A 14788-nucleotide genomic window follows, 5' to 3' on the forward strand; every position below is an offset into this window, starting at 1 on the left:
AATATATATAGCTATTAATCTGTAGTGCTGAAGATAAAAGTCTTCAAAACGCAGGAGATGATAAATATGAAAAGAAGAGTAGTAATTACAGGTATGGGCATTTGGTCTTGCCTGGGTACAACCTTGGATGAAGTAAAAGATTCTCTGTATCAGGGAAAAAGTGGTATCATTTTTAGTCAGGAACGTAAAGATGCAGGATTCCGTTCTGCTCTTTGTGCTGATATCAAGGTACCAGACTTGAAGCCTTTCGTCAAGCGTAATATGCGTCAGTTTATGCCAGAAGAAGCTCAGTATGCTTATATGGCAACTAAGGATGCTTTAGAAAACGCCAAGATGGATCAGGATTTTATCGATGCACATGAGGTTGGTATCATTTATGGTAATGACTCTGTTGCTGAGGCAACAATGCATGCACTCGATAAGTTCCGTGAGTTTAAGGATACTTCAGCTTGTGGTAGTGGAGCTATTTTCCAATCAATGAACTCTACTGTTACAATGAATCTTGCTTGCCTGTTCAAATTGCGTGGTATCAACTTGACAACCTCTGCAGCTTGTGCATCGAGTTCTCAAGCTATTGGTTTGGCAGCCATGTTGATTAGTCAGGGTTTGCAGGATTATGTAATCTGTGGTGGTGCTCAGGAAGCTAATATGTACAGTGTAGCATCTTTCGATGGTATTCAGGCTTTCTCTACTCGTGAGGATGAGCCTACTAAGGCTAGTCGCCCATTCGATAGAGACCGTAACGGTTTGGTTCCTGGTGGTGGTGCAGCTACTGTTATTTTGGAAGACTACGAGTCAGCTGTAAAACGTGGTGCACCAATCCTTGGTGAAGTGATGTCATGGGGATTTTCAGGTAATGGTGATCATATTTCTACTCCTAATGTAGCTGGTCCAACTCGTTCTTTGGAGCTTTGTTTGAAGAATGGTGGTCTTGATCCACGTCAGATCGGTTATGTTAATGCACATGCTACATCTACTCATGCAGGTGACGGTCGTGAAGCATTAGCAATTGCTGACATCTTCGGTGATTATAAGGTGCCAGTTACTTCTACCAAGAGTCAGACAGGTCATGAGATGTGGATGGCAGGAGCTAGTGAGATGATTTATTCCATGTTGATGATGAAAAATGACTTTATTGCAGGTAATATCAACTTTGAAAATCCAGATGAAGAGACAGCTGCAGTAAATGTAATTCCAGAAACCATCGAACAGCATTTCGATATGTTCCTCTCTAACTCATTCGGCTTTGGTGGTACTAATTCTACTCTTGTAGTGAAGAATTTATAATTATTGTATTTACGATAGATAAAATAAACTAAAAAGAAAATTATTATGACACGTGAAGACATTGTAAAGCAGGTTAATTCTGTATTGGCTGAGGAGTTCGAAGTAGAAGAAAGCACATTTGCTCCTGAAGCAAATTTGAAGGATACTTTGAATCTTGACAGCTTGAGTCTTGTTGACCTTGTAGCAGTTATTCAGTATACTTACAAATTGAAGATTCCTGTAGAGGATCTTCGTAAGATTGATACATTCAACGATCTTTACGACTATCTTGATAGTCATGTTGAAAAATAAATGATTACAGAAGATATCAAGGCGCTTATTCCTCAGCGCAATCCTATAATGATGGTCGACCGATTAGATAGTGTGGATGGTGACAATGCTGTTGCCATCCTTACTGTCAAGGTCGACAATTATTTTATAGAGGAAGATGGTAAGATGGCTGAGCCTGGTATGATTGAGCATATAGCTCAGTCAGCATCTGCTTTTGCTGGATATCGTGCACTGGCAGAAGGGGCTACAGAACCTCCTGTAGGCTATATAGGTGAAATCAAACGTTTTCATTGTTATCATCGACCATCTGTTGGTGATGTCATGAAGACGACTATAACTATGGGTGCTACAGTACAGGGTGTTACCATCATTATGGGTGAAACATATGTAGGTGACGAGAAGGTTGCTGATACACAAATGAAAATCTATATTGACGAAGAAAAATAATGGATATGCTATTACTCAATAAGTTCTATCGTGTAGTAAGTCGCGAAGAAAAGGATAATAATATCGTATTCCATGTAGAGCTGTTGCCTGAGTGCGATGTATATCAGGGGCATTTCCCTGGTAATCCTGTATCTCCAGGTGTCTGCAATATAGAGATGATAAAGGAATGCGTGATGCAGGTAGTCGGCAGAAAGTTGGTGATGAATAAGCTCGACCGCTGCCGTCTTACAGCAGTAGCTTCTCCTTCAGTCTGTCCTACATTGGATGTTACGGTTCATGTTGAAGAAGGTGAATCGAGTGTAAAGGTATTGGCCAGTATTGCTGATGCTCAGCAGCAATATATGGATTTCAAGGGTGAAATGATATGACCGAACTTGTTATAAAGATCTATAAATATTTTCATAATCATCGACCTATCTTTTGGGCTTCGATGATTTTCTTGTTTATTTTCTTCGGCTTTTTTGCTTCTAGAATAAACCTTGAAGAAGATATTAACAAGTTGATGCCATCATCTAAGAATGCTGATGGTACTACAAAATTAGCTTTTTCCAGCCTTCGAATTAAGGATAAAACTTTCCTGTTGTTTGAAGGGCAAAAAGGAGCTACTCCTCAAAAAATCGCCAGAGCCTGTGATGCTTTTGTAGATTCTCTGAATGCTCAGGATGCCAAGCGCCCTAAGGGCGAACAGGTTATAGGTGATGTGTTTTATAATATACCTGAGGATGTGATGTTTGATGCTGTAGATTATATGCAGGAACATTTCCCTGCATATATTGATACTGCAGTGTATGCACATATCGACTCGATGCTCACTGTTGAACATTTTAATAAACAGATGATTACCAATCGGGAGGATATGACAGGGAGTTTTGGTTCATCTTTTCCTGAGTTAATTCAGATGGATCCTGTAGGTATCCGAAGTGTCTTAATGAAGCAGATGGCTCCTCTTATGGCGGGTTCTGCAGGCAGTTATAAGACAATTGATGAACATTTCTTTGTACCAGATTCCTCTGTGTGTATTGCTTTTATAACACCGAAATATTCTGCTACGAATACGGGACAGGGGTCTGCTATGTTTGAGATGCTTAACCAGCAAATAGAGAAATTTAAAACTTCACATCCTGAAGTGAAAATAGTCTATCATGGCACTCCTGCTAGTGGCTACTATAACTCCTCTACCATAAAGAAGGATTTAACTACTACTGTTTTTGGATCCTTTATTTTTGTGTTGGCATTTATTTTCATTTGTTTCCGCAATTGGGATACTTTGCCATTACTAATATTGCCAGTGGCATTTGGTGCAGTCTTTGGACTAGCTATGATGTATTTTATAGAGGGACAGTTCTCTTTGTTGGCTTTAGGTATTGGTGCTATTGTTCTTGGCGTAGCTATGAGTTATGTACTTCATGTGCTGACGCATTATAAGTATGTCAATGATCCGGAAAAAGTGTTGCGAGATGAGACAGTACCTGTTCTTTTGGGTTGTCTGACAACAATAGGTTCTTTCATGGGACTTATTTTTATCAATACCGACCTGTTGAAAGATTTTGGACTGTTTGCAGCATTTGCTATTTCAGGCACTACGTTTTTTAGTTTAATATTCTTGCCACAATTACTTGATGATAAGGTAAACCGTATCAACAAGAAAGCTTTTGGTTTTATCGATCGTATTAATGCTTATCCGTTTGACCAAAAAAAGCCACTTCTTGCAGGTATTATTGTGGTTACGTTAATTTGTGTAGTCGCTTATGCGATACATGGTACTCAGTTTGATTCAGATATGAATAATCTGGGCTATCGTTCTCCTGAGGTAGTTTATTCTGAAAACTTACAGACACAGAAGACAGAATCGGCCATTCACTCTACATATTTTGCCAGTTCTGGTAAAACAATGGAGGAAGCTATAGAGCATTTTGATGCACTTCAACATAAGTTAGATTCACTTCAGAAACTGGGGCTGGTTAAAGGCTATACAAGCACAAACCAGATCTTTGTATCAGAGAAGGTACAACAACAGCGTATTGATGCCTGGAAGAAATTCTGGACTCCAAGCAGAGTAGGAAAAGTACGTCAGTTGGTTGCGATGACAGCCCCTCAGGTCGGCTTTAGCACAGATGCCTTCGAACCATTTTTCGAGGCTGTAGAGGCAGACTATGAGCCAGATCCTTTATACAAATCAGGAATTATTCCTGCTGGTTATCAGTCTACATTGATGGAGAAAACATATGCAGGACAGTATTTACTGTTTACTTCTGTGAAGTACGACAAAAATTCGGAAGTAGGAGCCAACAGTGATTATATGCGTATTTGTGATGCTATAGCCAATGAGCCGAATATGCTCGTATTGGATACGAGTTACTATACTCAGGATACATTGATGAAGTTGAATAGTGACTTCAACATACTGCAATGGATATCAATGGCATTTGTCTTCGTTGTATTATTGTTCAGCTTCCGTTTCAATATCAAATATACGCTCTTAGGATTTATGCCAATTATTTTAAGTTGGCTTATCGTTTTGGGTGCTATGGATATTTTTGATATGAAGTTTAATCTTATCAATATCATTATTTCTACATTTATTTTTGGTATTGGCGTAGATTATAGTATCTTTGTCATGAATGGATTGATTGGAGGTAAGGAAAATAAAAAATTGCTTGGACTTCATAAGTCTGCGATTTTCTTCAGTGCCTTTATTTTGGTCATCACGGTTAGTTCTATGCTTTTGGCTTCTCACCCAGCTATCAAATCTGTAGGTTTCTCAACACTTGTAGGTTTGGTATCGGCAGTTGTCTTAGCCTATGTTCTTCAACCGGCTTTATTTAAATTCATTTCTCGTAAAGAAAAGCAATAACCCGTAAGCGTGAAATACGACGTTGTTATCATAGGAAGTGGACTGGGTGCCTTGGAGTGTGCTCATATCCTCTCAGAAGAAGGAAAAAAAGTAGTGCTTCTCGAAAGAGAAGTGCAACCTGGAGGCTGTTTGCAGAGTTATAATCGTAAAGGTCTGTCTTTTGACACAGGTCTTCATTATGTGGGAGGTTTGGCAGAAGGACAGGCTTTGTATAAGCCTTTCAAGATGTTGGGCTTGTTGAATTTACCTTGGAAACGTTTGGATGCGGATGGTTTTGACCGTATTACCATCGGTGAACGTACTTATTGTTATGCTGAGGGATATCAAGCTTTTGTAGAGCAGTTAGCTTCAGACTTTCCAGAGGAAAGAGAGGGTTTGCAAAAATATGTAGAAATGCTTCAGCGCAGCGACCGTGATCAGTTTGAAGGACTATTTGGCTCTCATGCAGATATGGTCAATTCTCCTGTCGGATCACCTATGTTTACCACAGGTGCTTGGGATTATCTGCATGAAATTATTCATAACGAACTATTAATTAATATCCTTTCAGGTAGCTCTTTAAAGTTGGAACTTCGGAAGGAAACGCTTCCTTTATTTACCTTTGCTCATTGCAATGGCAGTTATATTGCCAGTAGCTGGCGCTTAAAAGGTGATGGTAATCTGATAGTGGATGCGTTGCTTCGTGATATTAAAGCTAATGGTGGAGAAATCTTCTGTAAGGCAGAGGTAGAACAATTAGTAGAGAAAGACGGGAAGATTGTAACTGCGATATGTAAGGATGGTCGATGCTTTGAAGGAGATCTCTTTGTCAGCGATGTTCATCCTGCAGTTACTTTTGACATGATTCAAGAAAGCCAATATATTAAGAAGATATTCCGGAGACGTATCTGTCGAATGGAAAATACTTTTGGTATGTTTACGGCATCAATCGTTCTTCAGCCAGAAAGTGTAGAATATTTCAACTATAATCAGTTTGTTTATGATCAGCCTGATGTTTGGGATTTCTATCAGAAGAAAGGTCCAGTAAGAGGTGTCATGATTAGTTGTCGTGTTCCAGAAAATGGCGAAAAGTATGCTCGGCAGATAGATTTGCTTACTCCTATGTTATGGAGTCAGTGTGAAGAATGGGCTGATAGCAAGGTAGGTCGACGTGGGGAAGGGTATCAGCAATTGATGACCCAAAAGATCAAGGAATGTATTGCTTTAGCTGAACGTGTTATTCCTGGCTTATCAGGGAAGATCAGCGAAGTGTATACTAGCAGTCCATTAACTTATCGCGATTATACCCTTACATCGCAAGGGTCTGCTTATGGTCTTCGAAAAGATTACAATAATCCGATGTTGACTACGTTGTCACCTCGTACCCCTGTTCCCAATCTTTTGCTAACAGGTCAAAGTTTGATGGTCCATGGTATACATGGTGTAACGATGACAGCCTTGATGACATGTGCAGAGATTTTAGGTAAAGAAACAATATATAAGAAACTCAATCAATAAGAAAATGAAATACGCATTAGTAACCGGCGGAAGCCGTGGTATAGGTCGTGCAGCATGTGTACGCCTTGCACAGATGGGATATCATATCCTTGTAAATTATGTGAATAAGACAGATGCAGCAGAGGAAACACTCGAGCTGGTACGTCAGGAAGGTCAAGATGGAGAATTGCTCAAGTTTGATGTAAGTAATTTAGAGCAGACTCGTGGTGCTATCGAGGCTTGGCAGCAAGCTCATCCTGATGAATATATCGAAGTGTTGGTTAATAATGCTGGTATTCGTCGTGATAACTTGATGGCTTTGATGCCAGCTGAAGACTGGACTACCGTGCTTCAGATTACTTTAAATGGTTTCTACAACGTAACACAACCCATTCTTCCAGCCATGCAGCTTCATAAGTTTGGCCGTATCATAAATATGGCAAGTTTGAGTGGTTTGAAAGGTCTTCCTGGTCAGACTAACTATTCTGCAGCAAAGGGTGGTATTATTGGAGCTACAAAAGCTTTGGCTCAGGAAGTAGCTCGTCGTAATATTACGGTTAATGCCATAGCTCCAGGTTTTATCAAGACAGATATGGTAGATGGTCTAGATGAGGCTGCGTTGAAGAAGACGATACCTGCTAACCGATTTGGTAAACCAGAGGAAGTGGCTAGTCTTGTAGGATATTTGGCATCACCAGAGGCAGGTTACATCACAGGTAACGTAATCTCTATCAATGGTGGACTTTATACTTAATTTTAAGTATATATCAATAATATTAGTTTAAGTATTTAAGAAAATGAAAAAGATTGTTTTGTTTGTGCTGCTTTCTATGATGGCAGTAACAGCTACTTTCGCACAGGAAGCAGCATTTACTCAGGCTGTAGCCAAATTTAAAAGTGCAAAGACTGCAACCGCAAATGTAACGATGACCCAGCATAATGCTGCTTTGACCAAGAATACTACTGCTACAGGTTCTTTGTATATGAAAGATCCTGATAAGGTCTGTATTTCTGTGAATGGCGGTAAGGATCAGTTGGTTATGAATGGCAATACCTTTACAATGGTCATGAAGGGTCGTAAACATGTTGCTAACAGTAAGATTAGTGCTCAGTTTGCTACCTTCAAGTCAGTTTTTTATAGTGTGCTTTCAGGTGGTAAGTCTGATATATCTAAACTCTCTGGCGTATCAGTAGCTCAGTCTGGTCACAATGTATTAGTAACCATTGTGCCAGTTGCAGCAAACGCAAAAGAGAAGCGTCGTATGATGTTTAGTTCTTTTGAGTTGGTTATCAACAAGTCTACTAACGCTCTTGTTAGTCTGAGCATGAAAGACCGTCGTGGTGGTTATACCAAGTATGCTTTCACAGGTTTCCGTTTTGGAGGCAGTGTAAATGATAAAGTCTTTAATCCTTAAGCGATGCAGGATTTAGAAGATATCTGCAAAGTAAGAGTCAAGTTTAGCGAGATCGATTCTATGTGTGTTGCTTGGCATGGCTCTTACGTTGCTTATCTCGAAGATGGTCGAGAGTCTTTTGGACGTCATTATGAGGGTATCGGTTATGCGACAATGCAAGAAGCGGGCATTTATGCACCAATATATGATATGCATATTAAATATTTTGCCTCTCTTCGTATTAATGATGTAGCCGAAATTCATACGCATTATGTTCATAAGCGTGGTGCTCGATTGGATTATCGTTATGAAATCTATCGTGAAAGCGATCATGAACTTTGCATTAAAGCCACAACCACTCAGCTTTTTATTGATCCTCAGGGCCAACTGATGATAGATAAACCAGACTATTATAAGGCATGGCAAAAGAAATATCTGACTAAATAATTTTGGTCAGATATTTTTTTTGCTGTTTTATAAAAAATTGTAACTTTGGCATGTCATTAATGAGTATTGATAAGCATGGAAGAATCACAATATGGTAATCTGTTGCAACTGCATGGCATCAAACCAACAGCTAATCGAATAATTATTTTAAGAGCGCTTGCTGTTGCCAAGTATCCGATGTCTCTCAAAGAAATAGAAGAAGCCATTGTTACGATAGATAAATCGAATATTTCCAGAACATTAGCTTTATTTCGTGAAAATCATCTTGTACATGATATGGAAGATGGCAATGGAAATGTTAAATATGAAGTTTGTTTTAGTCATAGTGAGGACAGCGATGATGATGAACACGTCCATTTTTATTGTGAGGGGTGTCGTAAAATCTTTTGTTTTGAGGATACGCCAATACCTCAAGTTCAGCTTCCTCAGGGATTTGAAAAGAATTCTATAAACTATATGATGAAAGGCTTATGTCCATCGTGTGCTCGTAAAAGGGCTTTGAGAAGCATAAAGTCTTGATAAACGAATTAAAAACAACTATCAAAGATGAAAAAATCTATTCAAAACAATCGTATCTCTTTGGGGATAACTAAGCGTGCGTTTGGTTTTGGTTTATGCTTTATGGCAGCTTTAGGTGCACAGGCTCAGTATTTTGATTTGGATCAGAGTAGAAGACGTACTGCGGAAGTTTCTGCAGATGGTTTTACGAGTTGGATGCTTCCTGAATTACCCCCTAATGCTACGGATAGTCGAAACTATGGTCAGGTAGAAGTATGCATCAAGAATACGTCTAAAAATCATTCAGTACGTACAGGATGGTATAAAGGACAGATAGCTAAAGACCGTTTGGTAAATGATGGTATTCATGTGGACGGAGTTGAAGCAGGAAAGCGTTCTATTACTGTTATCATCAAGGGATTGCCAGAAGGTGAACATTCTTTGCAGGCTTACCATAATAACACAGATGGATTGACCAATCTTTCTGATATACAAGTTGCCGTAAATGGTAAGAAAGTCGCTTCTATCCCACAGAGTAATCGCGAGGCTACACGTGTATCATCAGCAAAATCGTATGTCACTTTTACGGGTACCACTGCTACCATAGAGTATAGTTGTACTACTGATTTTTATATAAATTCTTTGGAATTGGATGTTCCTAATGCAGACAACATGGTATCTTCTCCATTCCCAGCAAATAATGATGTTCATGCAGATGCTGATGGTGGAACGGCTCATTTGCAATGGAAAGCTGCTGTAAATGGAGCAGATTCACAACAATTGTATTGGGCAACTGATAAGCAAGTATTAGAGCATGGTGGTGGAACGAATATTCGTTTATCAGCCACAGCAACCTCTTACGATTTGACAGGCTTGTCACCCATGCAGAAATATTATTGGCGTATTGATGTAACCAAAGAAGGCAAAACTACCCAAGGACAGGTTTGGATGTTCCAACCTCGTCGTATAGCTTTCCCTGGTGCTGAAGGTTACGGTAAGTATGCTATTGGTGGCCGTGGTGGTGATGTGTATCACGTAACTTCTCTATCAGATGAAGATAAACCAGGTACATTCCGTTATGGTGTTACCCATGTTAATGGTCCACGTACTATTGTTTTTGATGTGGCCGGTGTTATTACATTGAATAGTCGATTGGCTGTTAATGCCCCTTTTGTAACGATAGCAGGACAGACAGCTCCAGGTCGTGGTATCTTGTTCCGTTCGAAAGCTCTCGGTGTGGCCAACGATGGTATAACCCGTTTTATTCGTCTTCGTCTAGGTGGTGGAGATCAGTGGACTGGTACTGGTGCCAATTTGAACACGATGGATGGTATGGGAATGGCAGGCAACAATCATTCTATCATGGACCATTGTTCTATCGGATGGGCTATTGATGAAGGCTTTTCTAGTCGAAATTCGCAGAATCTTACATTACAGCATACTTTGATATCCGAAGAGTTAAACTTTGCAGGACATAGTCACTATGTGGAGCAGAGTAACCGTTATGTAGAACATGGTTATGCTGCTACAATAGGTGGAGGTTCACCAGAAGGTGTAGCTTCTTATCATCATAACCTCTTGGCTCATAATAATGGTCGAAACTGGAGTATGGGTGGTGGATTGCTCGATGGTAAGTATGCTGGTCATCTTGATCTCTTTAATAATGTATGTTACAATTGGGGATCACGGGCTACCGATGGTGGAGCGCACGAGGTAAATTTCGTAGGCAACTACTATAAGATGGGACCTGCCACTACACAGCCTATCCTGCTCTGTGCAGATCTTGAAGGTACAGGAGGAGGCTCTCAGAGCTATTATATGAGTGGTAATATTCGTGAGAACCTCGACCAAACCAAGACAACTGATCAAACAGCATTGCAGAAGATTCGTACGAAGAATAAGCAGAAGGTTGATTGGGAAGTCTTCCGTAATCATCCTTTCTTCCCTTCATTAGCAAAAGTAGAATCAGCTGAGGCTGCTTATAAAAATGTATTGTCTGATGTAGGTTGTAATATGCCTGAACTTGATAACCATGATGTCCGTATGATAGACGAAACATTACAGGGTAAAACTTCTACAGAAGGTCACTATACTCACAAGAAAGGTTTGATAGACCGTGAGAGCGATTCTGAAGGTTTTGAAGGCTTGAATATAATAACAGCTTCTCGTCCTGCTGGTTGGGATTCAGATCAAGACGGTATGCCAGATTGGTGGGAAAAGGCGTATGGTACTAATCCTACTGTAGCTGATAATAATGGTGATAAGAGTGGTAATCATTTTACTAATCTTGAGGAATATCTTAATTGGATAGCAGAACCAAATTTCCAGATTGATGGTAAAGCGAAAATAGACTTAGCAACTTATTTCCGTGGATACAAAAAGCCAGTTTATACAATAGTACAAGCTGATGGCGAGGGAATAGCTACTGTTAAAGGTAAAAAACTAGTAGTAAAAAACAATGCTCACAATCAGTTGTTTACCGTCAAGGTAAAAGCTGAAGAAGATGGTGTATCACTCGTACGTTCTTTTAATTTCTATTTGAAATAATATTCATCGTAATACACCCTTTGGGTACTTTTGAATTTAAACAAAATAGCCCTCGACATGCTAAGCGTTGTCGAGGGTTATTATTAATATCTTATTTTTGATAAATCTCTGCGAGTTTGTCCATAAGGTCAAGTCCGGTAAGGTCTGTTGCTATAATTTTGCCTGTGGGATCTATCAGTACGTTTGCAGGGATGATGTTTAATCCATATTTTACGATAGCTTCAGACTCCCATCCTTTTAAATCGCTGAGCTGAATCCAGTTTAGCTCCTGACTCTTGATAACATCTTTCCAAAAATTCTCTTTGCTGTCTAACGATACACCAACAATGTCAAAACCCAGGTTATGATAACGTTTGTAGGCGTCCTTACGATAGAGAACTTCTTGTTCATACGGTCCACACCAGCTAGCCCAAAAATCTACTAAGGTATAATGGTTGCCCAAGTATTGAGATAATTTAGCAGGTTTCCCATTAGCATCAATCATGTTTAATTCATGATAGTTGATACCAGGTCTGCGTTTGGCAAGCATGGCAAATGCACCTTTTGCTTCGTCGAGTTCAGGGTGAGAAAAGTAGGCCGAATTAGGATTAAGCACTTGCTCAAATTGTTTATAGTTCAGAAGCGAATAAAATTCTTTGATAATGTAGGCAGGAGTTACATCATTTTGATGTTTTAAACAGTAATTCACTACCATGTTTGAAGTTTGGGTATAATAGTTGGCCATTTCTCGTTCCAATTTACTATTCTCAGTACCTGCTATTTCTGTCTTATAGAAAATTTCAGCTACGGGGTCAAATTGGATAGCACGGCTATTTATATTTTGCAGCATGTTGTCGAGTTCAAGATTTGCGGTTGACCCAAATATGATCTTATCTTTAATTAAATCGATATTTAAGTCTTCTCCATCGTTCATGGCGATGACGCCAGCGGTCTCACTACTCATGAAATAGAGTATCGCATTGCGTTCCTCGATGCCTGTAATAGAGAATTTTCCATTTTTTACAGGTATTATTTGAGGATTATTTCGGTTCATGTCGTTGATATAAAACAATACTTTTGATGTGTTCTTATCAACGATGCCTTTAACATTGAATTGTATCTTTTCTGCAAATGCTGTGCAGGTTGTGATGAGTAATACTGCTAAAGTTAGTATCTTTTTCATGTGTGAGGTCCTTTCTTTTTTGTAGAGTAATAGTTATTCATTCGAATGGAAGAATTTCATAGTCAGCCGTAAAGTTACTTAAATTATTCGATTTTCGTCTTTATAATGCATTGTTTTTTTTGATTTTAACATAATAAAAACGGAGCGTCATCGTCACGATGACACTCCGCAGCAAACTTAAACAACCAATAAAAGAAATAGATTGTTCAATAATCTTTATCTGATGAAGAGTAATTCTCTATATTTAGGAAGCGTCCAAAGTTCATCAGAAACTTCCAATTCAAGTTTGTCTATCTGATAACGTATGGCATCAAATTTAGTTTCTACAGTATCGTGATAAGCTATAGCTTTCTCACGCTCGTTTTCTATCTTGTTCGCTTTCTTACGAGCTTCAACCAATTCCTCTACACCTTTTTCGATAAGTGCAGTACGTTCGGCGATGTCCTTGATGATAGAAATATTGCGTTCGCTTAGTTTTTTAGCTTCATCGGCTCCGAAGATAGCAATCATGTTGCCAACGTTCTTTGCCAATTGACTCTGGTAGTGTGTAGCAACAGGGATGATGTGGTTCATACTCAAGTCGCCCAATACGCGAGCTTCTATCTGCAGTTTTTTAGTATAAGTTTCCCATTTTACCTCGTTACGAGCTTCGAGTTCGTTCTTTTTCATGACACCTTGGCTTTCGAACATCTTAATGCTAGCTTCGTCCAGATAGCGGTCGAAGATTACAGGACATGAGCGCTCTACATCAAGGCCTCTCTTTTCAGCCTCTTCTACCCATTCGTCAGAGTATCCATTACCATCGAAGCGGATAGGAGCACATGTCTTGATATCTTGGCGTACTACCTCAATGATAGCCTCAATAGTATCCTGACCATTGGCAATAAGCTTGTCTACTCGTACCTTGAAATCCTGTAATGCTTCTGCAACTGCAGTATTCAGTGTAATCATAGCACTAGCACAGTTAGCTTCAGAACCGACAGCACGGAATTCGAAGCGGTTACCCGTGAAGGCAAATGGAGAAGTACGGTTACGGTCAGTGTTATCCTGCATGATATCTGGTATCTCAGGGATGTCGATGTTTACACCGTGCTTACCCTCGATATTGAAAATATCCTTAGTAGGAGTTTTCTCTAGGTGATCAAGTACTTCTGACACCTGATTGCCCAAGAATGAAGATACGATTGCAGGAGGTGCCTCGTTAGCACCAAGACGATGTGCATTAGTAGCACTCATGATAGAAGCCTTGAGCAAGCCATTGTGCTTGTAAACAGCCATCAGAGTTTCTACAATGAAGGTGATGAAGCGTAAGTTATCCTTTGGTGTCTTGCCTGTACCGTGGAGCAGTATACCGGTATCGGTAGAAAGACTCCAGTTGTTATGTTTACCAGAACCATTGATACCATCGAATGGTTTTTCGTGGAGCAATACCTGGAAGCCATGCTTGCGAGCAACTTTTTTCATGAGGCTCATTAAAAGCATGTTGTGGTCTACAGCAAGGTTAGTTTCTTCGAAGATTGGAGCACATTCAAATTGATTAGGCGCAACTTCGTTGTGACGGGTTTTGCATGGAATTCCGAGTTCGAGCGCCTGAATTTCAAGATCCTTCATGAACGCTTGTACACGCTCTGGGATTGTTCCAAAGTAGTGATCGTCCATTTGCTGGTCTTTGGCAGAGCTGTGGCCCATAAGGGTTCTACCGGTTAAGGCAAGGTCTGGACGAGCTGCATAGAGGTCTGCATCTACTAGGAAGTATTCCTGTTCCCAACCAAGATTACTTACAACCTTTTTGACGTCAGGATAGAAGTAGTGGCATACATCGGTAGCTGCTACATTGACAGCATGTAATGCACGGAGCAATGGAGCCTTGTAATCCAGAGCCTCACCGGTATATGAGATGAATATTGTAGGTATACAAAGAGTATCATCCATGATGAAGACTGGTGATGTAGGATCCCATGCAGAATAGCCACGAGCCTCAAATGTACTACGGATACCTCCAGAAGGGAATGACGAAGCATCAGGTTCTTGCTGAACAAGGAGCTTGCCTGAGAATTCTTCAATCATACCACCTTTGCCATCGTGCTCAATGAAAGCATCATGTTTCTCTGCTGTTCCTTCTGTCAATGGCTGAAACCAGTGAGTATAATGAGTAACCCCGTTTTCATCAGCCCAACGCTTCATACCTTTTGCTACCTCATCAGCGATAGAACGGTCTAGTTGAGCACCGTTGTCAATCATGTCGATGAGCTTGGTATAAACTTCTGCTGACAGGTACTTGTACATTTTCTGTCGGTTGAATACTTTTTTACCAAAGTATTCGGATGGTCTTTCTACGGGTGAAAGCACTTCAACAGGCTTTCTTTTGGATGCTGATTCTACAGCACCGAATCTTAAATTTGTCAT

At 39.9% G+C, this 14788-nt stretch carries 13 protein-coding genes; 11 read left to right on the forward strand and 2 right to left on the reverse strand.

The features are described from left to right. Positions 1-66: 66 nt before the first annotated feature. From L6469_RS09795 to L6469_RS09845, 11 genes are all read left to right on the forward strand, one after another. Positions 67-1287 (forward strand): beta-ketoacyl-[acyl-carrier-protein] synthase family protein, encoded by a 1221-nt coding sequence (locus L6469_RS09795; RefSeq protein ID WP_006282189.1) that lies wholly within the window; start codon positions 67-69, stop codon positions 1285-1287. Positions 1288-1332: 45 nt separating this feature from the next. After that, the gene (locus tag L6469_RS09800) at positions 1333-1578 is read left to right on the forward strand and encodes an acyl carrier protein (protein WP_006282188.1); all 246 of its coding nucleotides are present in this window, start codon (positions 1333-1335) and stop codon (positions 1576-1578) included. Continuing rightward, positions 1579-2004, forward strand: a complete 426-nt coding sequence (locus tag L6469_RS09805) for a hypothetical protein (protein WP_006282187.1) — start codon at positions 1579-1581, stop codon at positions 2002-2004. Further along, positions 2004-2372, forward strand: a complete 369-nt coding sequence (locus L6469_RS09810; RefSeq protein WP_006282186.1) for a beta-hydroxyacyl-ACP dehydratase — start codon at positions 2004-2006, stop codon at positions 2370-2372. The genes L6469_RS09805 and L6469_RS09810 overlap by 1 nt, the downstream gene beginning before the upstream one ends. Continuing rightward, complete coding sequence (locus L6469_RS09815; protein WP_027453106.1) at positions 2369-4858, forward strand: MMPL family transporter; 2490 nt, start codon at positions 2369-2371, stop codon at positions 4856-4858. Before L6469_RS09810 ends, L6469_RS09815 begins: the two co-directional genes overlap by 4 nt. A 9-nt stretch (positions 4859-4867) precedes the next feature. Further along, positions 4868-6355 carry a phytoene desaturase family protein gene (locus L6469_RS09820; RefSeq protein WP_006281340.1) on the forward strand — a complete coding sequence of 496 codons (1488 nt, stop codon included), beginning with the start codon at positions 4868-4870 and terminating at the stop codon, positions 6353-6355. A 4-nt stretch (positions 6356-6359) separates the two neighbouring features. Then, positions 6360-7088, forward strand: a complete 729-nt coding sequence (gene fabG, locus L6469_RS09825; protein ID WP_006281339.1) for a 3-oxoacyl-ACP reductase FabG — start codon at positions 6360-6362, stop codon at positions 7086-7088. Between the two features lie 43 nt (positions 7089-7131). Next, on the forward strand, positions 7132-7749 hold the full coding sequence (locus L6469_RS09830; RefSeq protein WP_006281338.1) for a LolA family protein: 618 nt from the start codon (positions 7132-7134) through the stop codon (positions 7747-7749). A 3-nt stretch (positions 7750-7752) separates the two neighbouring features. Beyond that, positions 7753-8175, forward strand: a complete 423-nt coding sequence (locus L6469_RS09835; protein WP_006281337.1) for an acyl-CoA thioesterase — start codon at positions 7753-7755, stop codon at positions 8173-8175. A gap of 75 nt (positions 8176-8250) precedes the next feature. Continuing rightward, positions 8251-8694, forward strand: a complete 444-nt coding sequence (locus tag L6469_RS09840; RefSeq protein ID WP_006281336.1) for a Fur family transcriptional regulator — start codon at positions 8251-8253, stop codon at positions 8692-8694. Between the two features lie 27 nt (positions 8695-8721). Beyond that, positions 8722-11220 (forward strand): hypothetical protein, encoded by a 2499-nt coding sequence (locus tag L6469_RS09845; protein WP_006281335.1) that lies wholly within the window; start codon positions 8722-8724, stop codon positions 11218-11220. Positions 11221-11311: 91 nt separating this feature from the next. Here the strand turns inward: L6469_RS09845 and L6469_RS09850 are convergent, their stop codons facing one another. Both L6469_RS09850 and L6469_RS09855 read right to left on the reverse strand, forming a co-directional pair. Then, positions 11312-12382, reverse strand: coding sequence for a peroxiredoxin family protein (locus L6469_RS09850; protein WP_006281334.1), 1071 nt, complete (start codon positions 12380-12382; stop codon positions 11312-11314). Between the two features lie 216 nt (positions 12383-12598). Then, positions 12599-14788 (reverse strand): glutamine synthetase III, encoded by a 2190-nt coding sequence (locus tag L6469_RS09855; protein ID WP_237851079.1) that lies wholly within the window; start codon positions 14786-14788, stop codon positions 12599-12601.

The sequence above is a fragment of the Segatella baroniae B14 genome, assembly GCF_022024235.1.
GTDB lineage: Bacteria > Bacteroidota > Bacteroidia > Bacteroidales > Bacteroidaceae > Prevotella > Prevotella bryantii.